Source organism: Prescottella defluvii (assembly GCF_000738775.1).
GTDB classification, from domain to species: Bacteria; Actinomycetota; Actinomycetes; order Mycobacteriales; family Mycobacteriaceae; genus Prescottella; species Prescottella defluvii.
The window spans coordinates 92,459-117,376 of sequence record NZ_JPOC01000021.1; the positions used below are offsets into that span (position 1 = coordinate 92,459).

At 68.2% G+C, this 24,918-nt stretch carries 24 protein-coding genes; 10 read left to right on the plus strand and 14 right to left on the minus strand.

Annotation, left to right across the window (positions count from 1 at the left end; translation table 11 throughout):
* Positions 1-36: 36 nt before the first annotated feature.
* Positions 37-405, plus strand: a complete 369-nt coding sequence (locus IJ15_RS0108240; RefSeq protein ID WP_031937862.1) for a hypothetical protein — start codon at positions 37-39, stop codon at positions 403-405.
* A 25-nt stretch (positions 406-430) separates the two neighbouring features.
* Here IJ15_RS0108240 and IJ15_RS0108245 read toward each other — a convergent pair whose 3' ends face one another.
* From IJ15_RS0108245 to hsaA, 8 genes are all read right to left on the minus strand, one after another.
* Entirely contained in the window at positions 431-1,219 is a 789-nt protein-coding gene (locus IJ15_RS0108245; protein ID WP_031937863.1) for an SDR family NAD(P)-dependent oxidoreductase, read from the minus strand.
* Positions 1,220-1,302: 83 nt separating this feature from the next.
* Positions 1,303-1,953 (minus strand): PaaI family thioesterase, encoded by a 651-nt coding sequence (locus IJ15_RS0108250; protein ID WP_031937864.1) that lies wholly within the window; start codon positions 1,951-1,953, stop codon positions 1,303-1,305.
* On the minus strand, positions 1,950-2,822 hold the full coding sequence (locus IJ15_RS0108255) for a MaoC/PaaZ C-terminal domain-containing protein (protein ID WP_031937865.1): 873 nt from the start codon (positions 2,820-2,822) through the stop codon (positions 1,950-1,952). Before IJ15_RS0108255 ends, IJ15_RS0108250 begins: the two co-directional genes overlap by 4 nt.
* Positions 2,822-4,036 (minus strand): lipid-transfer protein, encoded by a 1,215-nt coding sequence (locus IJ15_RS0108260; RefSeq protein WP_031937866.1) that lies wholly within the window; start codon positions 4,034-4,036, stop codon positions 2,822-2,824. The genes IJ15_RS0108255 and IJ15_RS0108260 overlap by 1 nt, the downstream gene beginning before the upstream one ends.
* 11 nt (positions 4,037-4,047) lie before the next feature.
* Positions 4,048-6,234 (minus strand): acyl-CoA dehydrogenase, encoded by a 2,187-nt coding sequence (locus IJ15_RS0108265; RefSeq protein WP_031937867.1) that lies wholly within the window; start codon positions 6,232-6,234, stop codon positions 4,048-4,050.
* Positions 6,235-6,276: 42 nt separating this feature from the next.
* Positions 6,277-7,440 (minus strand): steroid 3-ketoacyl-CoA thiolase, encoded by a 1,164-nt coding sequence (locus IJ15_RS0108270; protein WP_031937868.1) that lies wholly within the window; start codon positions 7,438-7,440, stop codon positions 6,277-6,279.
* Between the two features lie 312 nt (positions 7,441-7,752).
* Positions 7,753-8,382 carry a TetR family transcriptional regulator gene (locus IJ15_RS0108275; protein WP_031937869.1) on the minus strand — a complete coding sequence of 210 codons (630 nt, stop codon included), beginning with the start codon at positions 8,380-8,382 and terminating at the stop codon, positions 7,753-7,755.
* Positions 8,383-8,601: 219 nt separating this feature from the next.
* Complete coding sequence (gene hsaA, locus IJ15_RS0108285) at positions 8,602-9,768, minus strand: 3-hydroxy-9,10-secoandrosta-1,3,5(10)-triene-9,17-dione monooxygenase oxygenase subunit (protein ID WP_031937870.1); 1,167 nt, start codon at positions 9,766-9,768, stop codon at positions 8,602-8,604.
* A gap of 305 nt (positions 9,769-10,073) precedes the next feature.
* Here hsaA and IJ15_RS0108290 point away from each other — a divergent pair, with 305 nt between their 5' ends.
* From IJ15_RS0108290 to IJ15_RS0108310, 5 genes are all read left to right on the plus strand, one after another.
* The gene (locus tag IJ15_RS0108290; RefSeq protein ID WP_031937871.1) at positions 10,074-11,234 is read left to right on the plus strand and encodes a Rieske 2Fe-2S domain-containing protein; all 1,161 of its coding nucleotides are present in this window, start codon (positions 10,074-10,076) and stop codon (positions 11,232-11,234) included.
* A gap of 16 nt (positions 11,235-11,250) precedes the next feature.
* On the plus strand, positions 11,251-11,478 hold the full coding sequence (locus IJ15_RS0108295) for a hypothetical protein (protein ID WP_407984059.1): 228 nt from the start codon (positions 11,251-11,253) through the stop codon (positions 11,476-11,478).
* A 46-nt stretch (positions 11,479-11,524) separates the two neighbouring features.
* Positions 11,525-12,313, plus strand: coding sequence for an SDR family NAD(P)-dependent oxidoreductase (locus tag IJ15_RS0108300; RefSeq protein WP_031937873.1), 789 nt, complete (start codon positions 11,525-11,527; stop codon positions 12,311-12,313).
* A gap of 88 nt (positions 12,314-12,401) precedes the next feature.
* Positions 12,402-13,295: a nuclear transport factor 2 family protein gene (locus tag IJ15_RS26970; RefSeq protein WP_031937874.1), complete on the plus strand. Its 894-nt coding sequence runs from the start codon at positions 12,402-12,404 to the stop codon at positions 13,293-13,295.
* Between the two features lie 80 nt (positions 13,296-13,375).
* Entirely contained in the window at positions 13,376-14,077 is a 702-nt protein-coding gene (locus IJ15_RS0108310; protein ID WP_031937875.1) for a hypothetical protein, read from the plus strand.
* A gap of 5 nt (positions 14,078-14,082) precedes the next feature.
* Here the strand turns inward: IJ15_RS0108310 and IJ15_RS0108315 are convergent, their stop codons facing one another.
* Entirely contained in the window at positions 14,083-14,901 is an 819-nt protein-coding gene (locus tag IJ15_RS0108315; protein ID WP_031937876.1) for a DUF72 domain-containing protein, read from the minus strand.
* 120 nt (positions 14,902-15,021) lie between these two features.
* On the opposite strand from IJ15_RS0108315, the gene IJ15_RS0108320 reads away from it, so the two are divergent.
* Positions 15,022-16,218 carry an alpha/beta hydrolase gene (locus IJ15_RS0108320; protein ID WP_031937877.1) on the plus strand — a complete coding sequence of 399 codons (1,197 nt, stop codon included), beginning with the start codon at positions 15,022-15,024 and terminating at the stop codon, positions 16,216-16,218.
* Between the two features lie 75 nt (positions 16,219-16,293).
* Here the strand turns inward: IJ15_RS0108320 and bphC are convergent, their stop codons facing one another.
* From bphC to IJ15_RS0108340, 4 genes are all read right to left on the minus strand, one after another.
* A complete protein-coding gene (gene bphC, locus IJ15_RS0108325; protein ID WP_031937878.1) occupies positions 16,294-17,199 on the minus strand; it encodes a biphenyl-2,3-diol 1,2-dioxygenase in 906 nt (301 codons plus the stop codon).
* Between the two features lie 39 nt (positions 17,200-17,238).
* Positions 17,239-18,411: an acyl-CoA dehydrogenase family protein gene (locus tag IJ15_RS0108330; RefSeq protein ID WP_031937879.1), complete on the minus strand. Its 1,173-nt coding sequence runs from the start codon at positions 18,409-18,411 to the stop codon at positions 17,239-17,241.
* A gap of 409 nt (positions 18,412-18,820) precedes the next feature.
* A complete protein-coding gene (locus IJ15_RS0108335) occupies positions 18,821-20,521 on the minus strand; it encodes an FAD-binding protein (protein ID WP_031937880.1) in 1,701 nt (566 codons plus the stop codon).
* Positions 20,522-20,531: 10 nt separating this feature from the next.
* Positions 20,532-21,398, minus strand: a complete 867-nt coding sequence (locus IJ15_RS0108340; protein ID WP_031937881.1) for an alpha/beta fold hydrolase — start codon at positions 21,396-21,398, stop codon at positions 20,532-20,534.
* A gap of 248 nt (positions 21,399-21,646) precedes the next feature.
* Here IJ15_RS0108340 and IJ15_RS0108345 point away from each other — a divergent pair, with 248 nt between their 5' ends.
* Positions 21,647-22,168, plus strand: a complete 522-nt coding sequence (locus IJ15_RS0108345; RefSeq protein ID WP_031937882.1) for a flavin reductase family protein — start codon at positions 21,647-21,649, stop codon at positions 22,166-22,168.
* A gap of 94 nt (positions 22,169-22,262) precedes the next feature.
* Here IJ15_RS0108345 and IJ15_RS0108350 read toward each other — a convergent pair whose 3' ends face one another.
* Positions 22,263-23,156 carry an IclR family transcriptional regulator gene (locus IJ15_RS0108350; protein ID WP_031937883.1) on the minus strand — a complete coding sequence of 298 codons (894 nt, stop codon included), beginning with the start codon at positions 23,154-23,156 and terminating at the stop codon, positions 22,263-22,265.
* Positions 23,157-23,437: 281 nt separating this feature from the next.
* On the opposite strand from IJ15_RS0108350, the gene IJ15_RS0108355 reads away from it, so the two are divergent.
* Both IJ15_RS0108355 and IJ15_RS0108360 read left to right on the plus strand, forming a co-directional pair.
* Positions 23,438-24,319, plus strand: coding sequence for a TIGR03619 family F420-dependent LLM class oxidoreductase (locus IJ15_RS0108355; RefSeq protein ID WP_031937884.1), 882 nt, complete (start codon positions 23,438-23,440; stop codon positions 24,317-24,319).
* Positions 24,320-24,380: 61 nt separating this feature from the next.
* A complete protein-coding gene (locus IJ15_RS0108360; protein ID WP_031937885.1) occupies positions 24,381-24,866 on the plus strand; it encodes a nuclear transport factor 2 family protein in 486 nt (161 codons plus the stop codon).
* Positions 24,867-24,918: the final 52 nt, after the last annotated feature.

Genomic DNA, 24,918 nt, shown 5'->3' on the forward strand with positions numbered 1-24,918 from the left:
GTTTCATTCTCCAGACCAACGGAAGGAGCTCGAAACATGTTGAAAAACTCGACGACCCGCCGGTCGCGGCTGCGACCCGCGCTGGGAGTCGGTGTGTCGGCAGCGGCAGCGGCGGCGCTGTTCGTTCTGACCCCGGGTACGGCCGGCGCCGACGTGGTGGTGCCCGAACCGGACCCCTTCGGCTCGCTCGGTAGCGCCTTCATCGCGCCGGCCGACGGAATACAGATGCTGCTCGGGCAGTTCGGCACCACCACCGGCAGCGTTCGCATCGTGGTCGGCGGTCAACCGGCCACCGGTAGCCTCGGCAGCCTGGGCCTGGGCAGCAGCACCGGCAGCCTCGGCAGCACTTCCACGGGCAGCTTCGGCAGCTCCTACGGCAGCGTGACCGACTCCCCCTTCAGCTGAGCGGGGAGTCGGCACGGGACCTTCGTCAGTCCACCTGCGGCGCCCACTGGACGCCGTTGATGTGTCCGCCACCGTCGACGAACAGCGTGTTGCCGGTGACGTAGCGCGAGTCGTCGCTCGCGAGGAACGTGGCGACCGGCCCGATGTCGTCGAGTGGGTCTCCGACACGGCCCATCGGGTTGGCCGACGCCATCGACGCCGCCATCTGCGGATTGGCCTCGGCCACCCGACGGTACGCCTCGCTCTGCGCGCCCGGGCAGATCACGTTGCAGCACACCTGCTTCGGCGCCCACTCGCGGGCGGCGGTGCGGGTGAGGCTGCGCAGTGCCTCCTTGGCAGCGTTGTAGTGCACCGAGTACATGTGTGCGTTCACGCCGTTGAGGCTGGCCAGGTTGATGACCCGACCGGTGCCGTGCTTCTCGAGCTCGGGCAGCGCGCGCTGCATCGCCCAGAACGCGGCCATCACGGCCATGTCGAACCCGCCACGCAACTGCTCGTCCGTCATGTTCTCGAACCGCGCGAAACCCGTACTGCGCCAAGCATTGTTCACCAAGATGTCGAGGCGGCCGAACCGGTCGACGGCGCTGTCGACCATCGCATGCACCTGGCCCTTGTCGGTGATGTCGGTGTGCTGGAACTCGGCCTCGACGCCCCACTCCTCCCGGAGCCACCGCGCCGTCGACTCACCCGCGACCTCGTCGATCTCCGCGACCAGCACGTTCGCACCCTCACGCGCGAACGCGCCCGCGATGCCACGGCCGATACCCATACCGGCACCGGTGACGATCGCGGTCCTACCTTCGAGCTTTCCCACAACGCACTCCCCTCGATGTAAGAGCTGAAGGGTCCCTTCACACGCGCACAGCGCACGAAGGGACCCTTCAGCTGACAGGCGAACTACCTCGGACGCGGGACCGATGCGTCGATGAACAGTCCCTGCACCGAGACGCACACGTCGCCGGCGGCGTTCTTGATGTCGCCGACCGTGTGGATCTTGCGGCCCTCCACCGATTCCTGCTTGCCGGTGATGGTCAGTTCCTCGAACAGCGGCGTCGGACGGTGGTAGCGCACGTTGAGTTGCGCGGTCATGCCGGCCTGGCCGCCCCACGCGTTCGCGACGCCGAGGACGTGATCGAGGAGCAGCGCGGAGACGCCGCCGTGCACGCACCCGGGCGGGCCCTGGTACGGCAGGTTCAGCGTCACGACGCCCTGCACCGAACCGTCCCCGAGTCCCTCGAGGACGAGCGGCGGTGCGATCGCGTTCTCGGGGCCCGTGATCGGGTCGTGCCGGGTGACGCCCTCGCCGCTCCACATGTCGACCATCCGGTCGGCCACCTCGGGAGCGTGCTCCTCGAGATGGTCGGCGATGCTGTTCAACTCCTCCGCGACGCGGTCGAGGTTCGCGTTTCCGCGATCGGTGCGCAGCATCGCGTCGATCACGCGACGGGCCGCGGCGGTCGCGCGGTCCACCGGCGCATCCTGCGGCGCCGACGTCAGGACGGTGCCGTGCGGGTGGGTGTGGGTGGTGGGGTGGTCCCCGGTCTTCACGAACGAACCTCCATGGTGGCGTGGGTCAGCACCGGCTGGCCCTCGCGCTCCGGACAGGTGGCGAGCAGGGTCAGGGTGTCCCCGTCCTGCCAGACGGAGGTCTCGATGGTCTCACCCGGGTAGATCGAGCCCGCGAACCGGACCGAGAAGTTCTGCACCCGAGTCGGGTCGCCACCGAGGACGCCGTCGACGACGGCCTTGCAGACCACGCCGTACGACGCGAGCCCGTGCAGGATGGGGCGGTCGAAGCCGGCCATCTGCGCGAACGCCGGGTCGGCGTGCAGCGGGTTCATGTCGGCGCTGAGCCGGTACACGAGGGCCTGCTGCGTGCTGGTCGGCGAGACCAGCACCTTGTCGGCCTCCCGCTCGGGGACGGCGTTCACCGCGTCCGGTCCGGCCTCGCCGCCGAACCCGCCCTCGCCGCGCGCCCAGATCTGCATTCCCGTGGTCCACAACGGGTTTCCGTCGAGGTCCGTCGCGGACTGCTCGAGCACGATCATCGCGGCCTTGCCCTTGTCCCACACGTCGGCGACCCGCGACGACACCAGCGCCGATCCCGACGTCGGGATCGGGGCGTGCAGGGTCAACGACTGACCGGCGTGCAGGATCTTGCGCAGGTCGATGTCGATGCCGGGCATGTTCATGCCGGCCGGCTTCAGCGTGCCGGCCGAGACGCCCTGGCCCGCGACCATCGCGAACGTCGGCAGGACCCGCAGGCCCTTCTCGTAGACCCAGCCGAGTTCCGCGGGGTCGAGCGAGTTCACGCCCGCACCCAGACCCAGGTGATAGAGCAGGACGTCGCGCTCGGTCCAGTTGGCCTCGCGCACGGTCGGTTCGGCCGACAGTGCGGCCTTCACATCGATGGGCATTACGACTCCGTAGAAGACTTAGAGATGGTCCCGGCCCGGTACAGCGTGACGACGCACGCACCACCGAGGCCGAGGTTGTGCTGCAGACCCACGCGGGCGCCGTCGACCTGACGGGCGTCGGCCTGGCCGCGCAGTTGCCAGGTCAGCTCGGCGCACTGCGCCAGGCCGGTGGCGCCGAGCGGGTGACCCTTCGAGATGAGACCGCCGGACGGGTTGACGACCCACTTGCCGCCGTACGTGGTGGCGCCGGACTCGACGAGCTTGCCGCCCTCCCCCGGCTCACACAGGCCGAGGCCCTCGTACGTGATGATCTCGTTGATCGCGAAGCAGTCGTGCAGTTCGATGACGTCGACGTCGTCGATCGTCAGGCCCGACTCGCCGAACACCTGCGCTGCAGCGGCCCGCGTCATCGGCGCACCGACGACGTCGATCATCGACTGGTCGTCGAACGCCTCCGCGGTGTCCGTCGTGAGCGCCTGCGCGACGATCTCGACGGCCTGGTCCTCGAGACCGTGCTCGCGCACGAAGCGCTCGCTGACCACGATCGCGGCACCCGCGCCGTCGGAGGTGGGCGAGCACTGCGAACGGGTGAGCGGTGCGTGGATCATCTTGTCGTCCAACACCTGTGCCAGCGTGTACTCGTCGCGGAACTGCGCGTACGGGTTGTTCACCGAGTGCTTGTGGTTCTTCACCGCGACGGACGCGATCTGCTCGGCGGTGGTGCCGTAGCGCTCCATGTGCTCGAGCGCGGCATTGCCGAACAACTGCGCCGTCATGGGGCCGCGGCCCCACTCGTGCTTGGCGGTCATCACCTTCAGGTGGTCGTCGAGGGTGGAGACCTTCGGCATCTCACCGGTGCCGGAGAGCGCCGTCTTGGTCATCTTCTCGAAGCCCACCGCGAGGGCGACGTCGACGAGACCGCCCTGCACCCACTCCCGCGCCATCATCAGCGCCGACGAACCGGTGGCGCAGTTGTTGTTGACGTTGAAGATCGGGATGCCGGTCAGGCCCGTCTCGTACAGCGCGCGCTGGCCGGCGGCCGACGGCTGGAAGACGTACCCGACGGCGGCCCGCTGCACCTGGTCGTACGAGATCCCCGCATCGGCGAGCGCGGCACCGACGGCCTCGGAGACCATGTCCGGGTACTCCCAGTCACGCGATTCGATCTTCTCGAACCTGGTCATGCCGACGCCGACGACGAAGGTGCGATTCATGTTCGTGCAACTCACTTTCCGGGCTCGGGGTCACGCGGGAGCCCGAGGATCCGCTCGCCGATGATGTTCAGCTGAACATTGGTCGTACCACCTGCGATCGACATGCACTGCGAATTGAGGAACATCTGGGTGGCGGAGCGACGATGCTGCTCGCCGAGCAGCGAGCGCGGGCCGGCCCATTCCATCGCGACCTCCCACACCTGCTGGATGTGTTCGACGCCGAGGAGTTTGGCGATCGAGGACTCGGCGCCGGGCTGCGCACCGGTGAGCGAGCGCAGCGTCGTACGCAGCCCCATCAGACCGCCGGACTGCGCGTCGCACAGCACCTTGCCCAGAACGGTCAGTTGTTCGGCATCGAGGCCGCCGGGAATCTCGGCCGCGAGATCGAGCAGGGCCTCGCCGCCCGAGCCGAGGGACGAGTCGTGCGACAGTGAGACGCGCTCGTTGGCGAGGGTGGTCCGGGCCAGCTTCCAGCCTTCTCCGGGCTCGCCGACCAGGCCCTCGTCGGGCACGAACACGTCGTCGAGGAACACCTCGTTGAACAGTGCCTCGCCGGTGATCTCGCGCAGCGGACGGATGTCGAGGCCGCTGTTGCGGATGTCGATCAGGAAGTAGGACAGGCCCTTGTGCTTGGCGACGTCACCGTCGGTGCGCGCCAGGCAGATTCCCCAGTCCGCTTCGCGGGCCATCGAGGTCCACACCTTCTGGCCGTTGAGCTTCCACCCACCGTCGACCTTGGTGGCCTTCGTGGACAGACCCGCCAGATCGGAGCCGGCACCGGGCTCGGAGAACAGCTGGCACCACACGATGTCGCCGCGCAGCGACTGCGGCACGAAACGCTCGATCTGCTCGGCGTTGCCGTGCGCGATCAGCGTCGGGATGACCCAGTTGCCGATGATCATGTCGTGCGGAACGAGTTCCGTGCTGCGCAGCTCTTCCGCGATGACCAGCTGGGTCACGGCGTCGGCGCTCTTGCCCCACGGCGCCGGCAGGTGCGGCGAGGTGTAGCCACGCTCGGCCAGGTACGCCTTCTGCTCGGCGCCCTCGAGCGCCTTCGCGGGCTCGAGCTCGGCACGAATGTCGGCGCGGATCTGCTCCGCCTCCGCCGGCAGATCGATGCTCAGCACACGACGGGCACCCTCGAGCGTGAGGTTCGCGACCCGGCGCTTCCAGGAAGAGGTGGAGCCCAGCAGGATCCGCAGCGACTGTGCGCGACGCATGTACAGGTGCGCGTCGTGCTCCCACGTGAACCCGATGCCACCGAGGACCTGGATGCAGTCCTTCGTGACCTGGAAGGCGGACTCGGGGGCGACGGAACCGGCCACCGCGACGGCCAGCGACGCCTCGGCCGGCGAGATGTCCTCGCCCAGCGCGCGGACGGCGTCCCATGCGGTGACCCGTGCCTGCTCGGTGAGGCTGAGCATGCGGGCGGCCTTGTGCTTGACGCCCTGGAACTGGCCGATGACGCGGCCGAACTGCTGACGCACGCGGGCGTAGTCGGCCGCCGTGGTGGTCGCCCAGTCGGCGAGACCGGCTGCTTCGGCGGAGAACAGGGCCGCGGCAAGGTCGAGGACGCGCTGCGAATCCAGTTCCAGCACATCACCGTCGGACAGCTCGAGACCGTCGACGACGACCTCGGCGTTGCGGCGGACCACATCGTGGCTGGGCAACTCGGTGACGTCGAGGCGATCGCGCTGCACCACGACGAACGCGAGCTTGCCGGCGTCGTCTGCGGCCAGCAGGAACAGGTCGCCGACCTGACCGCCGAGGATGTAGCTGGACGTGCCCGACAGCGTCACCTTGCCGCCGTCGCGGACCAGCTTCAGTCCACCCGGCTGCAGCGCGACCGCGCCGAACAGGGTGCCGTCGGCCAGCCCCTCGAGCTCACCGGTGCGGCCGGCCTCGTTCAGCACGGCCGAGACCACCGCGGTCGGCAGGAACGGTCCGGGCACCATCGAGCGTCCGAGTTCCTCGACGACGATGGCGAGCTCGACCAGGCCGTAGCCGGCGCCGCCGACCTCCTCGGGCAGGTGCAGGCCCAGCATGCCGAGCTCGGCGAGCGATCCCCAGTACGCGGGACGCGTCTCGGTCTTGGCCTCGACGGCCTCCCGGATCACGGTCGGCGTCGCGTGGCGCGCGGCCCAACCCCGCACGGAATCGCGGAGTTCGCGGTCTTCGTCACTCAAACCAATGGTCATCGAAAAGTCCTCGGAAGTAGATGAAGCTCTGGGGAATCGGGGTCAGATGCGCTCGATGACGGTGGCGGTCGACAGCGCACCGCCCGCGCACATCGTGATCAGTGCGGTGGAGCGGTCCGAACGCTCGAGCTCGTGCAGCGCGGTGGTGATCAGACGGGACCCGGTGGAGCCGACGGGGTGGCCGAGCGCGATCGCGCCGCCGTTGACGTTGACCTTGCTCATGTCCGCCTCGAGGACCTGCGCCCAGGACAGCACGACGGCCGCGAAGGCCTCGTTGATCTCGACGAGGTCGATGTCGGCCAGCGACATTCCGGCCTTCGCAAGCACGTGGCGGGTGGCGTCGATCGGGCCGTCGAGGTGGTAGAACGGGTCCGAGCCGACCATCCCGGAGGAGACGATCCGGGCGCGCGGGCGCAGGCCCAGCGCCTTGGCCTTGTCCTCGCTCATCAGCATCACGGCGGCGGCGCCGTCGCTGATCTGCGACGACGAACCGGCGGTGTGGATGCCGCCCTCCATGACCGGCTTGAGCGACGCCAGGGCATCGGCGGTGGTCTCACGCAGGCCGCCGTCGCGGGTGACGGTGGCGATCTCGCCGGTGGGCTCGCCCTCCTTGGTCACGACCGGTGCCTCGACGGGCACGATCTCGCGATCGAAGCGGCCCTCGGCCCACGCCTGCGCGGCGCGGCGCTGCGACTCGAGGCCGAACGCGTCGGTGTCGCCGCGCTTGAGGCCACGGTTGGCGGCGATGCGCTCGGCGGAGGTGAACTGGTCGCCCAGGTCCACGGTCCAGTCGTCCGGGTAGGGGATGCCGGTGCCCGGGGCGAGGGCCTGGCCGAGGAACACCCGGCTCATCGACTCCACGCCACACGCGATGCCGGCGTCGATCTGCCCGGACGCGATGAGCCCCGCAACCATGTGCACGGCCTGCTGCGACGATCCGCACGCACAGTCGATCGTGGTCGCCGCGGTGGTGTAGGGCAGTCCCGCGTGCAGCCAGGCGTTGCGGGCGACGTTGTTGGACTGCTCACCGGCCTGGGTGACGACGCCGCCGACGATCTGGCCGATCTCCTCGGGTGCGATCCCGGTGCGATCCAGCACGCCGCGCTGGGCGGCGCCGAGCAGGGTGGCGGGATGCAGGCCGGCCAGCGCGCCACGGCGGCGGCCGATCGGAGTGCGGGCGGCCTCGACGATGACGACGTTGGTCATGGACAACTCCTCGACAGGTATGTGCAGTAGCGACGAGGCACCGCGCCCGCGATCGGGAACTGCAACTCGTTCATTTTTGGAATGTATTCTACTTTCGCGTCGAGGGCAACGGGTCCGCAGAAAACGAGCCGCACGGTCGCCGCGGCGCACCGCCGACACCACATACAGTGCAAACAGTGAACTAGATAGCGCGAACCGCACCGAAGGCGCGGGGACACGGGGGCGAAGCGCCGCCGACAGCGGGCTGCGATCAGCCCGAATGGGTCGCCGCGAAACTAGAATTCATTTCAATGAACGGAGCTGAGTCTCCGGTCAGCCGCCCGCAGGCACCTGCGCATTGGACAGTTCGGCCAGCAGCAGACGGCACGCGACCCGCAGGTCGGCTTCGGCATCCGGGACCGACACGCGCCCGTTGAGGCACGACTGGATGATGCCGAACCACGCCGACACCAGGACCCGGACCAGAACCGAATCGCTCTCCGTCACCTGGTCGAGGCCGGCGGCGTCGAACAGCACGTCACGGAACAGTCGGTCCACCCGAGCGACATCGGGGATCGCGGTCACCTTCGCGGTGCTCGTCGACTGGATCATCGCGTTCGCGAGCAACGGCTGACGCAGTAAAGCGCGGGTGGCCCGCAGCAGCGTCTCGAAGATCTCGTCCTGCGGCGTGGCGGCGGGGTGCGCCCGACGCGCGAAGCCCTCGCTCATCTGATCTATCTGATCGACCATCACCGCGACGAACAGGTGCGTCTTCGACGGGAAGTAGCGGTACAGGGTGCCGATGGCGACTCCGGCGAGCTTCGCGACCTCGTGCATCTGGACGCGCTCGAGTTCCTTCTCGGTGCCCAACTGCGCCGCGGCGTCGAGCATGCGCGCGAACCGTGCCCGCTGCTCGGCCGAACTCGGTTCGGCCGCGTCCCGCGCCTCGGCGACTCTCGGCACAGTCGGCCCCCTACCTGCTCATGCGCGCATCGCGAGGTGCGATACACACTGGAATGCTCCCACCCTGCCGCGGAACAGTCGATGCTTCCGCTGAGTGGGAATCCCGCTGTCCCCGGTCGGGCACCTGCGATTGCGTTCAACATCGAACCTGAAATCGACGGAGGACACAACCGTGCACGCGTGCGCAACCACGTACGGCGTGGTCGTGATCGGCTCCGGCTAGACCAGGTTGTCCTCGACCGGCAATCCGAACGCGCCCCTGCCGTACATGGCGAGCGCACGTTCGGCATCGTTGGCGACGTGCACACTGCCGGCGTGTGCGTCGCGCCACGCGCGTTCGATCGGATTGCCCCGGGTCAGCGAGTTGCCGCCCGCCGTCTTGAACAGCAGATCGATCGCCTCGAGGGCCCGCTCGGTGCCGCGGACCTGATCGCGACGGACCCGCAGCCGCATGCTCATCGGCAGCGGCTCCCCCGCCTCCGCGAGTTCGAGCAGCTCACGGATGTTGCGGTCCATCTGCAGGATCGCCGCATCGATCTCCGACGAGGCCCGGGCGACGGCGACCTGAGCGAACTGGTCCTCGGCGAACCGACCGCCCCCGAGACTCAGGCGGACACGGTCGCGCATCGCCGAAAGATACGTCTCGTAGCAGCCCGCGACGGTGCCGATCACCGGCGCGGCGACCGTACTGGTGAAGATCGCCGCGAACGGGAGCTTGAACAGCGGCGCGGTGTTGACCTTGTGTCCGGGGGCCCGCAGCTGCGCGGCCTCGTAGTTGCGCAGTGTCCGATGCTCGGGCACGAACGCCTTCTCGACCGTGATCTCGTTGCTGGCCGTTCCGCGCAAGCCGACGACGTCCCACACGTCCTTTATCCGGTAGTCGGTCCGCGGCACGGCGACGGTCATGAAGTCGACCGGCCGCCCCTCGGCGCCGACGACCAACGCACCCAGGAGCGCCCACGACGCGTGATCACAGCCCGACGAGAACCGCCAGCTCCCCGACAGCTCGTATCCGCCCTCCACCGGAATCAGCTCACCGACCGGCGCATACGCCGACGACACCAGCGTGGTGGTGTCCTGGCCCCACACCTCGTCCTGGACGCGGACGTCGAACAGGCCCAGATGCCACGGGTGCACCCCCAGCACCGATGTCACCCACCCGGTCGATCCGCACACCCCGGAGATGGCCCGCACCACTTCGTAGAACTCGACCGGGTTGCACTCGGTTCCGCCGTAGCGTGCCGGCTGCAGCATCCGGAAGACGCCGGCGGCCGTCAGGTCGCGGATCGACTGGTCGGACACGCGGCGCGATTCGTCGACAGTTTGTGCACGCTCGGCGATGGCGGGCAGTAACTCGCGAACCGACTGCAGAACCTCGTGGGCCATGGGGTGCTCCTCCACGACCCCGGGTGGGGTCGCATGTCGGGACAGGGGGTACCCGCATGGTAGGGCGAGATTCCTCGTGTCTGTTTCGCGGGAGTCTCCACGAGGCCGGTTCCCGGTGGCGTCGGGACTGCCCGCCCGGACGGTCCCGGCCAGTGGGACTCCCGGATGCCGGGTGATCCGTCTCACCTAGCGTGACCCTCAATGCCACAGGTGCATCATCCGCCAGGAACCGATGGCCCGCGGCCAGCGCTCGACTTTCGAACGCGTCTGAACTCGAATTGCATTTCCCTGAAAGGACGGACGAAGTGACCCTCAATCAGTCCGAAGAAGCCGAAGTCCGCGAGATCGTCGCCGGCGCCGCCCCCACGAGCTTCGCCCGTGGCTGGCACTGCCTGGGCCTGTCCGAGTCGTTCAAGGACGGAAAGCCGCACTCGATCCACGCCTTCGGCACCAAGCTGGTGGTGTTCGCCGACAGCAAGGGCGAACTGAGCATCCTCGACGCCTACTGCCGTCACATGGGTGGCGACCTCAGCCAGGGTGAGATCAAGGGCGACTCCGTCGCGTGTCCGTTCCACGACTGGCGCTGGAACGGCAAGGGCCGCTGCACCGACATCCCCTACGCCCGTCGTGTCCCCCCGGTCGCCAAGACCCGCGCATGGAGCACCCTCGACCAGGACGGCATGCTGTTCGTCTGGCACGACCCCGAGGGCAAGGCCCCGACCGAGGCCGACATGTACATCCCGCGGATCGAGGGCGCGCTGAGCGACGAGTGGTCCGACTGGGTCTGGTACACCACCGAGGTCGACACCAACTGCCGCGAGATCGTCGACAACATCGTCGACATGGCGCACTTCTTCTACGTGCACTACTCGTTCCCCACGTTCTTCAAGAACGTCTTCGAGGGACAGGTCGCGAGCCAGTTCATGCGCGGTCAGGCCCGTGAGGACATGCGCCCGCACGCGTCCGGTCAGCCGAAGATGCTGGGCAGCCGCTCCGACGCGTCGTACTTCGGCCCGTCGTTCATGATCGACGACCTCACCTACCAGTACGAGGGCTACGACGTCGACTCGGTGCTCATCAACTGCCACTACCCGGTTTCGCCGGACAAGTTCGTGTTGATGTACGGCATCATCGTCAAGAAGTCGGACCGCTTCCAGGGCGAGGCCGCCGACGAGATGGCGAAGGGCTTCGGCACGTTCATCGCCAAGGGTTTCGAGCAGGACATCGAGATCTGGAAGAACAAGACCCGCATCGAGAACCCGCTCCTCTGCGAGGAGGACGGCCCGGTCTACCAGCTGCGTCGCTGGTACGACCAGTTCTACGTGGATCGCGCGAACGTGCTGCCCGAGATGGTCGAGCGTTTCGAGCACGAGATGGACACCACCAAGGCTGTCGCCGCGTGGCGCAAGGAAGTCGAAGCGAACATCGAGGAGAAGGCCCGCGAGAATGCAGCCGCTGGAGTGTGACCGCTGCGGGGCCTGTGTGCAGGTCCAGAAGCACAGCTGGGAGCACACGGCAGTGCAGTGGAACGAGGCCGCCCAGGAGGCGTGCCAGGAGATCCACGACTGGGTGGGCCGTGAAGGCCGTCCGGGTGCACCGGTCATGCGATGCGAGTCGCTGAGCGCGGCGATCCAGGTCGCCGCGCTCGACGGCCGGCTCGCCATCACCGACGAGTCGCCCGTCCCCACCCCGCAGGTCGCCGACCACTGACACGGCGGTCTCTCGACGCCATCGTTCTCGACGAATAGGACCTTTCATGATCGACAAGAACCAGTACGGCCCGTGGGCCGTCATCGCCGGCGGCTCCGAGGGCGTCGGCGCCGGTTTCGCCGACGAGCTCGCGCAGGCCGGTCTGAACCTGGTGCTCATCGCCCGCAAGCCGGGGCCGCTCGAGGAGACCGCGGAGAAGGTGCGCTCGCACGGCGTCGAGGTGCGCACCCTCGCGCTGGACCTGCTCGCCGACGACGCGATGGCCCAGATCCGCAACGCCACCGACGACGTCGAGGTGGGCCTGCTGATCTTCAACGCCGGCGCCAACAGCTACGGCCACGAGTTCGTCACCGGCGACCTCGACGGCTTCAACCGGGTGATCAACCTCAACATCACCAAGCAGCTCGAGCTGTCGCACCACTTCGGCGCGAAGATGAAGGACCGCGGCCGCGGCGGCATCATGCTGCTCGGCTCGCTCGCCGGCTACATGGGCTCCGAGCACCAGAGCATCTACGCGTCCGCGAAGGCGTTCAGCCGTGTGTTCGCCGAGAGCCTGTGGCTCGAGCTGGCGCCGTTCAACGTCCACGTCGTGGAGTTCATCCTGGGCGTCACCCGCACGCCCGCGATGATCCGCGCCGGACTGAACTTCGACATCCCCGGCATGATCGTGCAGGAGCCCGAGGATGCGGCCCGTGAGGGTCTCGAGCACCTGACCGACGGCCCCGTGTGGGTCGCCGGTGGCAACTACGAGGCGGCGCAGAAGCGCAGCGGCTTCCCCCGCGACAAGATGGTCAAGGGCGCGGCCGAGGCGATGCGCAAGCTCCTCAACCGCTAGAAGTTCATGTAGACCGACTGTGGCTGCGACCGAAAGGTCGCAGCCACAGTCGTATTCGCACCAGAGGGCCCACCCGGAAGGTATGTCGATGAGTCTCGAAATTCTGCTGGCCGAGCGTGAGATCACCCGAGCCGTCACCCGGTTCGCGCGTGCGATGGACGACCGGGACTGGCCCGGTCTGCACTCCATCATGACCCCCGACGCCACCGCCGAGCTCGGCACCGGCACCCTGCACGGCCCCGACGCGGTGGTGGCGCTGATCCGCTCCTTCCTGGACGATTGCGGGCCCACCCAGCACCTGCTGGGCAACACGCTCGTCGACGTGGACCTCGCGGCCGGCACCGCCACCAGCCGGACCTACGTCAGCGACATGCACCTGGGAGTCGGCGAGCACGACGGCCTGAACTTCTCGACGCTCGGCGACTACCACGACGAGTGGCGCCTGACCGACGGTGAGTGGCGAATGAGTCACCGCACCAAGCACATGCGGGGCGCGAAGGGTTCCATCGAGGTGCTCGGTACCGGGCCGGGGCACTGGGGCGGCGGGGCCGGACGGGTGAACCCGCGCACCGCGCCGGCGGCCGTGGAGGCGATCAAGGCACTCAAGGCCCGGTACTTCCGGCTCATGGACACCAAGGACTGGGACGGCCTGGCCGCCGTCTTCACCGACGACGTCGAGATCGACATGACCGAAACCGGTGGTGGCATCACGCATTCGGTGGCCGCGTATCTGCCGTTCCTGCGCGCGAGCATCGAGAACGTCGCAACCGTCCACCACGGCCACACCCCCGAGATCACCCTCACCTCCCCCACCACCGCCACCGGGGTGTGGGCGATGGAGGACATGCTGTGGTGGCCCGACGGTGCCGCGTTGTGCAGCCTGCACGGCTACGGCCACTACCTCGAGGAGTACCGCAGGACCGGCGACGACTGGCGGATCAGCGCGATGCGCCTGACCCGGCTGCGCACCGACACGGCGTAAGCAGGACTGCCCGGGCGAATTGTCCGATACCGTTGCGGCAGGCGGGTGGGAGGACCTGCCGCAACGGGAGGGAAGCAGGCATGTCGAGGAACCGGGTCGTCGCCATCGGAGTCGCCGGACTGCTGAGCGCCGCGGCGTGCGCGCCCACCCCGGTCGCGGACCCCGTCGAAGACCTGGCCGCCGTCCGCGCCGGCCTGTTGCCGGAGGCCTCGGAGCTTCCGCCCGGAACCATCGTCGAACCGCTCGTCGGCGAGGAGCAGATGGTTCTCAATCTGAAGCTCGACGCCCCCAGCACGGGGATCGGGGTGGAGCCGACTGCGACGTTCACCCCTGCGGAGTGCGGCGAACAGAACAGCTACGCCGACGAGGCCCGAATCCGTCTGATCGAGAACGGCTCCGGCGCCGGCGCACTGCTCGGCGGCGAACGCGCCTACGTCATGCTGGTGAGCGAGACCGGCATGAACATCGCCCGGGTCGCCGGCGCACACACCGGATCGTGCTCGACGTACACGGTCACCTACGACGATCCGGCAGCCTCCGCCCGCACGGTCCGCACCGAGCTGCTCGCCGTCCCGACCGCACTCGCAACCGAAAACGCTGTCGTTCTCTCCGAGGTCACCGACCCCGACAACCCGAACTGGGCCGACGACGAGATCCTGCTCGGATACGCGGTGGTGAACGGCTACACCGTCATGGTTCTCGGCTACCAGGGCAAGGACTCTCACGCCGAGTTCGACGACGTGTTCACCAGGGTCGTCGAAAAGGTCCGCCAGCCGTCCTGACGCGGCTATCGCCCCAATCGATCCAGCAGCGCCATCGCATCGAACGGCGCGTGGCCCTTCATGTCGTTGTCGAAGTAGACGAACACGTCCCGGCCCTCCCGCTGCCACCCGCGTACCTTCCGTGCCCAGCGGTCGAGGGCCTCACCGGTGTAGCCGCTCGCATACAGTTCCGCGTCGCCGTGCAGGCGGGCGTAGGCGAAGTCGGCAGTCCGCTCGTCGATCCGCGGGTACTTCCCGGCCGTGTCGGCGAGGACCAGCGCGACGCCGTGAGCGCGAGCGATCGAGACCACCTCGGGCACTGCGAAACTCGCGTGCCGCACCTCGAGCGCGTGCCGGATCGGACGATCGGCGTCGGTGACCGCGAGGACCCGGTCGGCGGACAGTTTGTCGTCGCGATGTCCGGCGAGTTCGCATGCGGCGGTCGTGGTCCGTGGGAGCACCGCGAGGAACGCGTCGAGCAGGTCGGCGTCGAACTGCAGGTTCGGCGGCAGCTGCCACAGGACGGGACCGAGCTTGTCCTGCAGGGCAAGTACGCCCGACGCGAAGAAGTTGGCGAGCGGCACCTCGACGTCACGCAGCCGGCGCACGTGCGTGACGTAGCGACCGCCCTTGACCGCGAACACGAAACCGTCCGGCGTCTCGTCCCGCCACTTCGCGAAACTGGAGGGCTTCTGCAGCGCGTAGAACGACCCGTTGATCTCGATCGACGTCAAACGCCGAGAGGCGTATGCCAACTCCTTGCGATGCACGAGTCCCGCGGGATAGAACCCACCGCGCCATCCCGGGTACACCCATCCGGAGATCCCCACGTGGACGTCCGCCATGCCGCCGGAGTGTAGACCGCTCGAACGACACCCCGGCCGGATTCTGCGCGTCTCGGGGACAACTGTCGGCGTGGCGGAGTACCTTCAGTTGCTCGATCCACGACTATTGGGGGTTTTCCGATGTTCGGTTCCGATCCGGCGTGCGTACCGCGCAGGCTTCGACGCGGGGCGCTCAGCCTCTCGCTCGCCGCGCTCATGGCACTGCCACTGGCCGGGGAGGTCGCAGCGGCGCCCGGCAGCGCCGACGAGGCCGGCAGCGTCGGCAGTCTCGGCAGTGCCGGCAGCTCGGGGAGCATCGACATCACGGGGAGCCTCGGCAGCACGACCGGTAGCGGCGAGGACGGGGGCAGCGTCAGCGCCGGGTCCGTCATCCCCGGCCCGCTCCAGAACGAGCGCCCGCCGGTGCCGCCGCTGCGTGACGACATCACCGTCGCCGCCATCACCGGCGAGGAACAGAAGACGGCTCAGATGGTCCGCTTCACGGTGGCCTCGCCCGCACTGCGCCGCGAGGTGGGCGTCGAAGTGCTCCTCCCCAAGGACAACTCGGTGCCGCGGCCGTCGATCTACGCGCTCGAGGGTGTCGATGCGGGTGAGGACACCAGCGGCTGGGCCACCATCGGCGGGGCCCCGGCATTCTTCGCGGACAAGAACGTCAACGTCGTGATGATCAACGGGGGCGTGTCCAGCCTGTACACCGACTGGGACAGGATCGATCCCGAAGTCGGGCTGCACAAGTGGGAAACGTTCATCACCGAAGAGCTGCCGCCGCTGCTCGACGACCGTCTGGACACCAACGGCGTCAAGTCGCTGCTCGGCATCTCGATGGGCTCGCAGGGCGCGATGATGCTCGCGCACCGGAACCCCGGGATGTACAGCGGCATCGCCGTATTCAGTGGCTGCTACTCGACGACGGACGACCTGGGCAGGCTCAGCGTGCAGGCGACGGTGTCCTCACGCGGCGGCGACATCGCCAACCTGTGGGGCGAGGTCGGCGGCCCGGGCTGGGTCGAGCACGACACGGTGCGCAACGCCGAGGCGCTGCGCGGCATGGACATCTACGTCTCGGTCGCGTCGGGGGTGCCGGGCAAGTACGAGGATCCGGCCGCCTCGGACTTCTACGACCGCGTCTTCATCGGTGGCCCGATGGAATTGATGGCGAACGCGTGCACCCGCCGTCTCGATGCCGAACTCGACAGGCTGGAGATTCCCGCCACCTTCGACTACGAGGCGGTCGGCATTCACGGTTGGTACTACTGGCGTGACCGGATGGTCAAGGCGTGGCCCACGTTGGCCCGCTCGCTCGATCTGCCGGCCTGACGCCGGACCGTCCCACGACGAAAGAGCCCCGCACGGATGGATCCGTGCGGGGCTCTTCGTGTCTCTACCGGGCGATCAGGCCTTCGGGATGAATGCCTTCAGCGGCTCCGAGGCCGACCAGTCGTGGCCCCAGTAGCTGTCCGCCGTGATTTCCTCAGCGGTGTAGAAGGTCTCGTCGACCGCCATGCCCTCGGTGCCGAACTCGAGGTCCCAGCCGCCGGGAGCGCGCACGTAGAACGAGATCATCTTGTCGTTCGTGTGGCGGCCCAGGGTCGAGGAAATCGTGAAACCGTTGTTCGCGACGCGGTCCAGTGCCTGGCCGACGGCGTCGAGGGTGTCGACCTCCGTCATGAGGTGAACCAGGCCGGGCTCCTCGGTGGGCGGTGCCGGGCACAGCGCGAGGCTGTGGTGACGCTCGTTGACACCGAGGAAACGGACCCGCGACTTGCCGTCGGCCAGCCGGATGGCGCCGCGCGGCAGGAAGCCGAGCACCTCGGTGTAGAACGCGTACGACTCCGCGAACTTCGCGGTCGGCAGCACGACGTGGCCGAGGCCCTGCGTGCCGGTGACCCAGCGGCCGCCGTGCGGCGTCACGATCGGGCTGTGGTCGAGAACCGGTCCGAAGAACACCTCGACGCGGGTGCCGGCCGGGTCGTCGAACGCAATGACCTTCTCGGCGTCGCGGTAGGTCGACTCTTCGTGCGAGAGAACCTCGACCTCGATGCCGGCCTTCTCGACAGCTTCCTGGACGCGCTGCAGAGCGAACTCGTCACGCACCTCCCAGCCCACAGCGAGAGCCTTGTCGGACTCGCCCGGCAGGACGGCCAGGCGCGAGCGGCGCTCGTCGATGCGCAGGTAGAGGCCGTCCGCCTCCGGTCCCGTGCCGACTGCCATGCCGAGACCGTCGACGAGAAGTTCACGCCAACGAGCGATGTCCTGAGTCTGGATCCTGAGGTAACCGAGACCCCGAATTTCCGTCATATCTTCCGTCCCTGAGTAAGGAATGCAGGTGGGTGCGAACTAGATCATCGAACGGTGGACGCCCTGCGGCTCCCCACCGAGCTGCGTCAGCGCGGACGCGTGGTTGATCGAGCCGGGCACGTGGATCGCGTGGGTGAGGCCGACGTGCGCGTCACGCCAGAAGCGCTGCAGCGGCAGCGTCACCTTCATCGCACCGCCACCGGCGCGAGCGAAGATCTCGTCGAGCGCGCTGACGGCACGCCATGCGGCGTTGGTCTGCGTGCGGCGACCGATCGCGCGCTCCTCGAAGGTGACCTCCTGGCCCTTCTCCGTCTTGTCCCAGAAACGGTCGACCGTCTCGAGGATCGCGACGCGCGACGCGTTGATCTCGTCCGCGGCCTGGCCGACGGCGTAGAGGACGTACGGGTCCTCCTTGATCGGGACGCCGGTGACCGCGACGCGCTCCTTCTGCATGTTGATGTACAGAGCGAGAGCGCCCTCGGCCATACCGATCAGCGACGAGGAGATGCCGAGCGGGAAGATGCACGAGAACGGGAACTTGTACAGCGTCTCGTCGCGGCCGGCGTGCTTGGCACCGTTGCCGCTGAGGACGATCTCGGAGTCGATCGTGCGGTACTCGGGGACGAAGGCACCCTTGACGGTGAAGTCCTTCGAACCCGTGCCGCGCAGGCCGACGACGTTCCAGCTCTCGTGGTCGACGGTGTAGTCGGCCTTCGGAACCAGCACGTGCAGGATCTTGCCGGTCGGCACGCCCTTCTGGTCACCGACGAGTGCACCGATCATGACCCACTCGCAGTGGTCGTTGCCGGTGGAGAACGACCAGCGGCCGTTCAGGATGTAGCCACCGTCGACCGGAACCGCGACACCCATCGGGGCGTACGGCGACGCGATCCAGGTGTCGACGTCCTCGCCCCAGACCTCGTGCTGCGCCTTGGGATCGAAGAAGGCCATCTCCCACGGGTGGACACCGACGATGCCGGAGACCCAGCCGGTGGAGCCGTCGACGGCACCGAGGGCCATCGCCGTCTCGGCGAACTCACGCGGGTGCGCCTCGTGGCCGCCGAACTCCTTCGGCTGCAGCATCCGGATGACGCCGGCGTCGCGAACACGCTTGGCGTTTCCGTCCGAGAGGCGCATCAGCTTCTCGCCCTCGATGCCGCCCTCGCGGATCTCGTCCGCGAACTGCATGATGTTGTCCAAAACCTGACCCATTGCTATCAGCTCTCTCTCTGCGATCCCACGGCGACGCGGGTCAATTCTTAACGGCGGACCGACTGCGGTCTAGAGCAATTGGTCTACCTGTCCTCCGGAAAGCTCGGGCGACCGGCCTCGACAAAGTGCCGGATCCGGTGCGCCGTAACGCCTCGCATGCGCATCGGCATGCCCGAGGAAGCTGGGTGAGCACCGGCGCGGCTCATCGTCGGAGACAGACGATCGAGCATCGCGCCCTCCTGGTGCGAGTGGGGACCAACGCTCTTCGACCGCGCTGATCGTGTGGGTGGAACGGTCCCAGGAACGAGCCGTGGAGAACAAAACATCTCCCGCTCAGCGGGACTGGGATTCGGCCATGTCAGAGCCTGTTTCCCAGTCCCGCTGAGTGGTCCGGGGGACCCGGTGCGTGCTACTTCGTGGCGGACACGGCGGTGCGGTCCGGGGCGGTGTCGGCGACATGGTTGGCGGCGACGTACCCGAACACCATCGAGGGGCCGATCGTCGCGCCGGCGCCGGCGTACTCGTTGCCCATCACGGACGCGGACGTGTTGCCGGTCGCGTACAGGCCGTCGATGACCGAGCCGTCCTCGCGCAGCACGCGAGCCTCGGCGTCGGTGACCAGACCACCCTTGGTGCCGAGGTCGCCGGCCTCGATGCGGACGGCGTAGAAGGGGCCCTTGACGATCTCGTCCATCGCCGGGTTCTTCATCGTCGGATCGCCGTAGTACTGGTCGTACGCGCTGTCGCCGCGGCCGAACTCCTCGTCCTTACCGGTACGGGCGTAGCCGTTGAACCGGTCGACGGTCTCGAGGAGGTTCTGCGGCGGGATGCCGATCTTCTCGGCCAGCTCGCTCAGCGAGTTCGCCTTGTGCACGATGCCCTTGTCGTAGAAGCCCTGCGGGAACGGAGCACCCGGAAGGACCTGTGCGAACGGGTACCGCGAACGCGCCTTGCTGTCCATGACGAAGTACGCCGGGACGTGTCCACCGTCGAGCTGGTCGTGCACGAAGTTCACGTACGGCGACGACTCGTTGGTGAAGCGCTTGCCGTCCTGGTTGACGATGACGGCCGGCGGGATGGACCGCTCGGACACCAGCGGGATCACCGCACCCATCGGGTGCATGACCGACGGCATCCACCAGGCGTCGTCCATGAGGTCGACCGCGGCACCGAGCTCCTGGCCCACGCGGATGCCGTCACCGACGTTCTCGCGCGCACCGGCGCTGATGTTCGGGGCACCGTGCTCGGGCAGGTACTGCGCGCGCATCTCGTTGTTGTGGTCGAAGCCGCCGGTGGCGAGCAGGACACCCTTGCGGGCGCCGATGCGCACGGTCTTGCCGTCCTTCTCCGCAACGATGCCGACGACGGCACCCTTCGAGTCGACGATCAGTTCCTTCATCGACGTCTGCAGCCACAGCGGGACGCCGGCGTCCTTGAGCGCCATGCGCATCCGGGCCACGAGTGCGCGACCACCGGTCGCCATGTGACGACGGCGGATGACGTTCGACGACACGCGCCACGCCGCGACGAGCGATGCCCGGCGCCCACGCCACGTGCGCTTGACCATCGCGAGATCGCGGTAGTCCTTCGACGTGATCCACAGGCCGAGCGGGCCCTTGAGGCTGTTGGGACGCTGGTACTTCTCGTCCTCGCCGAGCTTGCGGGTGTCGAACGGCGTGCACTCGGTGGTGCGGCCGAGGGGGCGTCCGCCCTCCTCCTCGGGGTGGTAGTCCGAGTAGCCCTTGACCCAGTAGAACTCGATGTGGGGGCTGCGCTCGAGCAGTTCCATCATCGGCGGGCCGTTGTCGACGTACGCGTCGAGACGCTCGGCGGATGCCTTGCCGTCGACGACCTTGTCGAGGTAGCGGCGGACCGACTCACGGGAGTCGCCGGCGCCCTTGCGCACCAGTTCGGGGGCATTGGGAACCCAGATGCCGCCACCGGAGATCGCGGTGGAGCCGCCGTACGTCTTGCCCTTGTCGATGATCAGCGCCGACATCCCGCGATCCGCCGCGGTGATGCCGGCGGCCATGCCACCGCCGCCACTGCCGACGATCAGGAAATCGACGGTGGTGTCGAAGTTCTCGGTGCCGGCTTTCTTGTCTGCCATTGGGTTTCGCCTACTTCTCGTCGCGCGTGAGGAAGGCCAGGACCGTCGAGACCCAGGCGTCGCGCGCCTCGATCATGGTCCAGTGGCCACACTTGGGGAACACGTGGAATTCCGCGTTCGGGATGTCGCGCATCGGCAGCAGACCCATGTCGACCGGGCTGACGCGGTCGTCGCGGCCCCACGTGAGCAGGGTCGGGGCCTTGATCTTGCCGAACTGCGCCCAGTACGGGGTGCCGTCTGCCTGGGCATTGGCGGCGGCCATCGCCGCGAACGCCTTGGAGCTGTACATGCGGCGGGCGATCTCGAGGGTCTTGGGCTCGGTGGCGAGCTCCCAGCGCTCCTCGATGAGCTGCTCGGTCACGATCGCGGGGTCGTAGACCATGGACTGCAGCCAGCGGATCAGGCTCTCGCGGGTCGGGTTGTCCGTGAACTCCATGAGGAGCTTGATGCCCTCGCCCGGGTTCGACGAGAGGACGTTCTTGCCCATGCCGCCGATCGAGACCAGCTTGTTGACACGCTCGGGCTGGGCGATCGCGATGCGGGTGGCGACGACGCCGCCCATCGAGTTGCCGATCATGTCGACGGCGCCGAGGCCCAGGCCGTCGAGGAAGGTCGGCACGGCGTTGATCGCCTCGACCATGGGGTGGCCGTCGCACGGATCGGAGACGCCGAAGCCGGGGAACTCGAGCACGTAGCAGTGGAAGTGCTCCGCGAAGTCCGCGAGGACGCCGCGGTAGTTGCGCCATCCGGTGACACCCGGGCCCGAGCCGTGCAGCAGCAGCAGCGGCGGGCCGTCGCCGGCCTCGTGGTACCGGAGCACACCCTGGTCGGTGTTCAGCTCCCTCAGGGTTGCCTCGTAACTCAGATCAGCAGTCATCGTCGCCTCTGTCCCTCACATGTCATCCGGGTCACAGCCCATTCGGGTGGCAGGCTGCCAGCCCGCGCCGAAGTGGGCCAGATCGCATCCCGATGAGCGAGACCATCACTCGCGTGTCTGCGCCCGTCAGAGGCGGTTCCGCTGACCGAGACAGCAGTTCAGGACCGCGAACACCCGGTCATACGCTCGCAAACATCAACTTCGGCGCGCACGGCGCCGATCGATCGCGTCGAATCGGAGGTGGCCCCATGCCCACACAGGTGATTGCACACGAGAGCTCGGTGGGAGCGCCGACGCCCGCCGACATGCGCCGGGTCATGGGCCAGTTCGCGACCGGCGTGACGATCGTGACGGGCCTGGACGACGAGGGACCGGTCGGGTTCGCCTGCCAGTCGTTCGCATCCGTGTCGCTCGAGCCGCCGCTGATCCTGATCTGCGCGGACCACCGCGGCCGGGCGTGGCCGCGGATCCGTGAGACCGGACGCTTCTGCGTCAACGTCCTGCACGAGGAGCAGTCCGATCTGTGCTCCCGCTTCGGCTCGAGCCGGGGACGCAAGTACGAGGACCTCGACTGGGAGCTGTCGCGGTGGAACACGCCGTCGCTGCCGGGCGTGCTGATGCGTGTCCACGCCGAGGTCGAGACCGTGCACGTCGCCGGCGACCACGACGTCATCATCGCCCGCGTCCTCGAACTGGACACCGTCTGCGAGGAGCGCCCGATGGTGTTCTTCCGCGGCCAGTTCGGCATCGAGGGTCCCGCACACGCCTGACGCGCACCGAGCCGTCAACGGGAATCGGCGGCACGCTCCGATCACGGATGCGTGCCGCCGATTCCCGTTCGACGTTGTTGCTACCTGGATCCGCCTAGATCCACTGGCCGCTCTGGATGGACAGCAGTCGGTCCATCGCGTCGGCCGACCAGGTGTTCGCGGGCGTCTCGGGTGCTCGACGCCCACGGCGGGGCGCACCGAGTTCGGGGTAGAGCGTGCGCGAGACCTCGCGGGCCGCGTCCACCACCAGCGGAGCGACGCGCTCGAGCTGCGCTGTGCGGGCGTCACCGCACAGCGAGATGCCGGCGACCGGACCGTCGTGACCGCGGATCGCGACCCCCACACACGCGACTCCGCGCACCGACTCGCCGCGCTCGAAGGCCAGGCCACGACGCTGCCGGATGCGGTTGAGCTCCTGGTGCAGCGTCGGGATGTCGGTGATCGTGCGGTCGGTGCAGCGGCTCAGCCGCTCCTCGTACAGGCTGTCGACGCGTTCGGGGTCGAGCCACGCCAGCATCGACTTGCCGCCGGCGGTGGAGTAGGCGGGTCCACGTCCGCCGACGCGCGACGGCAGCGACGCCGCGAAGCGCCCGCCGACCTTGTCGAGGTAGACACTCTCGTGCCCGTCGAGGACCGCGAGGTGCACGACCATCCCGGTCTGCATGTGCAGCTCGTGCAGCAGCGGCGCCGCGGCGGCACGGATCTCGCTGTGGCCGCCGTCGCCGCCGCCGAGCCCGAGCGCACGCCGGCCCAGGCAGTAGCCGAACGACGCGTGTTCCACCCAGTTCAGCCGAACGAGCTGGTCGAGGATGCGGTGCACCGTCGAGCGCGGCAGCTGCGTACGGCAGGCCACTTCCTCGAGGGTCAGACGCGATGCGCGGCCGTCGAACGCGTCGAGAATCAGCGTCATCCGTTCGACCATCGACGGCGGCAGATCGCGCCGCGGCGCGGGAGTATCGACCGACTCATGTGAATCGACGACAGTCATCGACACCTCCAAACAGCATCCGCGCCCCTGATCAGCGGGGCGAGCCGGTGCAAAATTGAAATCAATTCTGCCAGGCTAGCAGGTTCGTCCCGCTGGGCGGGACCGAAATCGGTCAATTGTTTGCCCGGAATCGGACATCGACATCATGCCTGGGGACTCCCGGCCGCGCAGCGCCCGGTCCGACAGGGCCGCTTCCCGGTCACCGGAAAACCCGGCGCGGGCGTCACCACACTCGGGTAGAACGAAGCCACAATGGCCGATCCAGCAACGGAGCTGTAGGGATGCACATCGGAATCGTCTCCCCCGTCGTGGTGCTGCTCCCCGGCGCCCACTCGGAGTGGGAGCGCAGCGGCGGAATCTCCGACCTCGCCCGCGTCGCCGAATGCGCGGACCGTCTCGGCTTCCACCACCTGACGTGCAGCGAACACGTCGCGGTGCCGGTCGAGGTGGCCGAGGCCCGCGGCGGAACGTACTGGGATCCGCTCGCAACATTCGGCTACCTGGCGGCCCGCACCAGCCGGATCCGCCTCGCGACCCAGGTTCTCGTGCTCGGCTACCACCACCCGCTCGAGATCGCCAAGCGCTACGGCACCCTCGACGTGGTGAGCGGCGGACGCCTCGTCCTCGGTCTCGGCGTCGGGACACTGAAGGAAGAGTTCGACCTGCTCGGCGCCGCATTCGAGGACCGCGGTGCCCGCGCCGACGACGCCCTCGCCGCACTGCGCGCCGCGCTGTCCGCGAGCGTGCCCGAGTACAGCGGAAGCCACTACGAGTTCCGGGACCTCCTCGTCGACCCGCACGCAGTCCAGGACCGGGTGCCGCTGTGGATCGGCGGCCGCACGATGCGCTCGCTGCGCCGGGCCACCACGCACGGCGACGGATGGGTTCCGTTCGGGCTGAGCGTCGACGAACTCGCGACGATGCTCGGCAAGGTCGACGTCCCCGAACACTTCGACGTCGTGCTGAGCGCCGGGGCGCCCCTCGACCCGCTGGGGTCCCGCGAGCGCACCGTCCGCGCGCTCGAGCGACGACGCGACGCGGGCGCCACGATCACCAGCGCGGCCATCGCCGCGACGGACAGCGCCCACTACTGCGAACAGCTCGAGGCACTGCGCGACATCGGCGACGGTCTCGGTCTCGAGTTCGATCCCCGGCAGAGCTGACGCCGCCGCGAGGAACAGTCGTTACAACCGATTGCTGGACAAAACATCTGAAGGAGATCCGATGACCGATACCGCCGCGCTCGTCCAGTCCCTCATCGAGCGGGTTCAGTTGCTCGAAGACAAGCTCGCGATCCAGGAACTCATCACCGCGTACGGTCCGGCCGTCGATGCCGGCGAGGCCGAGAAGGTGGGCGCACTGTGGGCCGAGGACGCCGTCTACGACGTCGACGTGCGCCTCATGAACGGCCGCGAAGAGATCATGGAGATGGTACGCACCCGCCCGCACCAGGACTACATCAAGGGCGGCTGCGGCCACCTGCTCGACCCGGTCAACATCGTCGTCACGGGTGACACCGCGATCGCGACGTGCCACTCGCAGTTGCTGCGCCGCAACGAGAACGAAGATTCCTTCCGCGTGTGGCGGGTGACCGCGAACCGCTTCGAGCTCGCGAAGATCGAGGGCGAGTGGAAGATCGCGCGTCGCACCTCGCGCGTACTCGACGGCCGCCCCGAGGCAGTCGAGTTGCTCGCCCGCGCCGGCAGCTGACCTCAGCAGCTGAAGGGCCCCTTCATACGCTGCGAGCGCATGAAGGGACCCT

What these genes read in the sequence shown, in the direction of transcription:
- IJ15_RS0108240 (WP_031937862.1), top strand. Translation starts at nt 37, where the DNA reads ATGTTGAAAAACTCGACGACCCGCCGGTCGCGGCTGCGACCCGCGCTG.
- IJ15_RS0108255 (WP_031937865.1), bottom strand. Translation starts at nt 2,822, where the DNA reads ATGCCCATCGATGTGAAGGCCGCACTGTCGGCCGAACCGACCGTGCGC.
- IJ15_RS0108260 (WP_031937866.1), bottom strand. Translation starts at nt 4,036, where the DNA reads ATGAATCGCACCTTCGTCGTCGGCGTCGGCATGACCAGGTTCGAGAAG.
- IJ15_RS0108265 (WP_031937867.1), bottom strand. Translation starts at nt 6,234, where the DNA reads ATGACCATTGGTTTGAGTGACGAAGACCGCGAACTCCGCGATTCCGTG.
- IJ15_RS0108270 (WP_031937868.1), bottom strand. Translation starts at nt 7,440, where the DNA reads ATGACCAACGTCGTCATCGTCGAGGCCGCCCGCACTCCGATCGGCCGC.
- hsaA (WP_031937870.1), bottom strand. Translation starts at nt 9,768, where the DNA reads ATGGCCCACGAGGTTCTGCAGTCGGTTCGCGAGTTACTGCCCGCCATC.
- IJ15_RS0108300 (WP_031937873.1), top strand. Translation starts at nt 11,525, where the DNA reads ATGATCGACAAGAACCAGTACGGCCCGTGGGCCGTCATCGCCGGCGGC.
- IJ15_RS26970 (WP_031937874.1), top strand. Translation starts at nt 12,402, where the DNA reads ATGAGTCTCGAAATTCTGCTGGCCGAGCGTGAGATCACCCGAGCCGTC.
- IJ15_RS0108310 (WP_031937875.1), top strand. Translation starts at nt 13,376, where the DNA reads ATGTCGAGGAACCGGGTCGTCGCCATCGGAGTCGCCGGACTGCTGAGC.
- IJ15_RS0108315 (WP_031937876.1), bottom strand. Translation starts at nt 14,901, where the DNA reads ATGGCGGACGTCCACGTGGGGATCTCCGGATGGGTGTACCCGGGATGG.
- IJ15_RS0108320 (WP_031937877.1), top strand. Translation starts at nt 15,022, where the DNA reads ATGTTCGGTTCCGATCCGGCGTGCGTACCGCGCAGGCTTCGACGCGGG.
- bphC (WP_031937878.1), bottom strand. Translation starts at nt 17,199, where the DNA reads ATGACGGAAATTCGGGGTCTCGGTTACCTCAGGATCCAGACTCAGGAC.
- IJ15_RS0108330 (WP_031937879.1), bottom strand. Translation starts at nt 18,411, where the DNA reads ATGGGTCAGGTTTTGGACAACATCATGCAGTTCGCGGACGAGATCCGC.
- IJ15_RS0108335 (WP_031937880.1), bottom strand. Translation starts at nt 20,521, where the DNA reads ATGGCAGACAAGAAAGCCGGCACCGAGAACTTCGACACCACCGTCGAT.
- IJ15_RS0108340 (WP_031937881.1), bottom strand. Translation starts at nt 21,398, where the DNA reads ATGACTGCTGATCTGAGTTACGAGGCAACCCTGAGGGAGCTGAACACC.
- IJ15_RS0108345 (WP_031937882.1), top strand. Translation starts at nt 21,647, where the DNA reads ATGCCCACACAGGTGATTGCACACGAGAGCTCGGTGGGAGCGCCGACG.
- IJ15_RS0108350 (WP_031937883.1), bottom strand. Translation starts at nt 23,156, where the DNA reads ATGACTGTCGTCGATTCACATGAGTCGGTCGATACTCCCGCGCCGCGG.
- IJ15_RS0108355 (WP_031937884.1), top strand. Translation starts at nt 23,438, where the DNA reads ATGCACATCGGAATCGTCTCCCCCGTCGTGGTGCTGCTCCCCGGCGCC.
- IJ15_RS0108360 (WP_031937885.1), top strand. Translation starts at nt 24,381, where the DNA reads ATGACCGATACCGCCGCGCTCGTCCAGTCCCTCATCGAGCGGGTTCAG.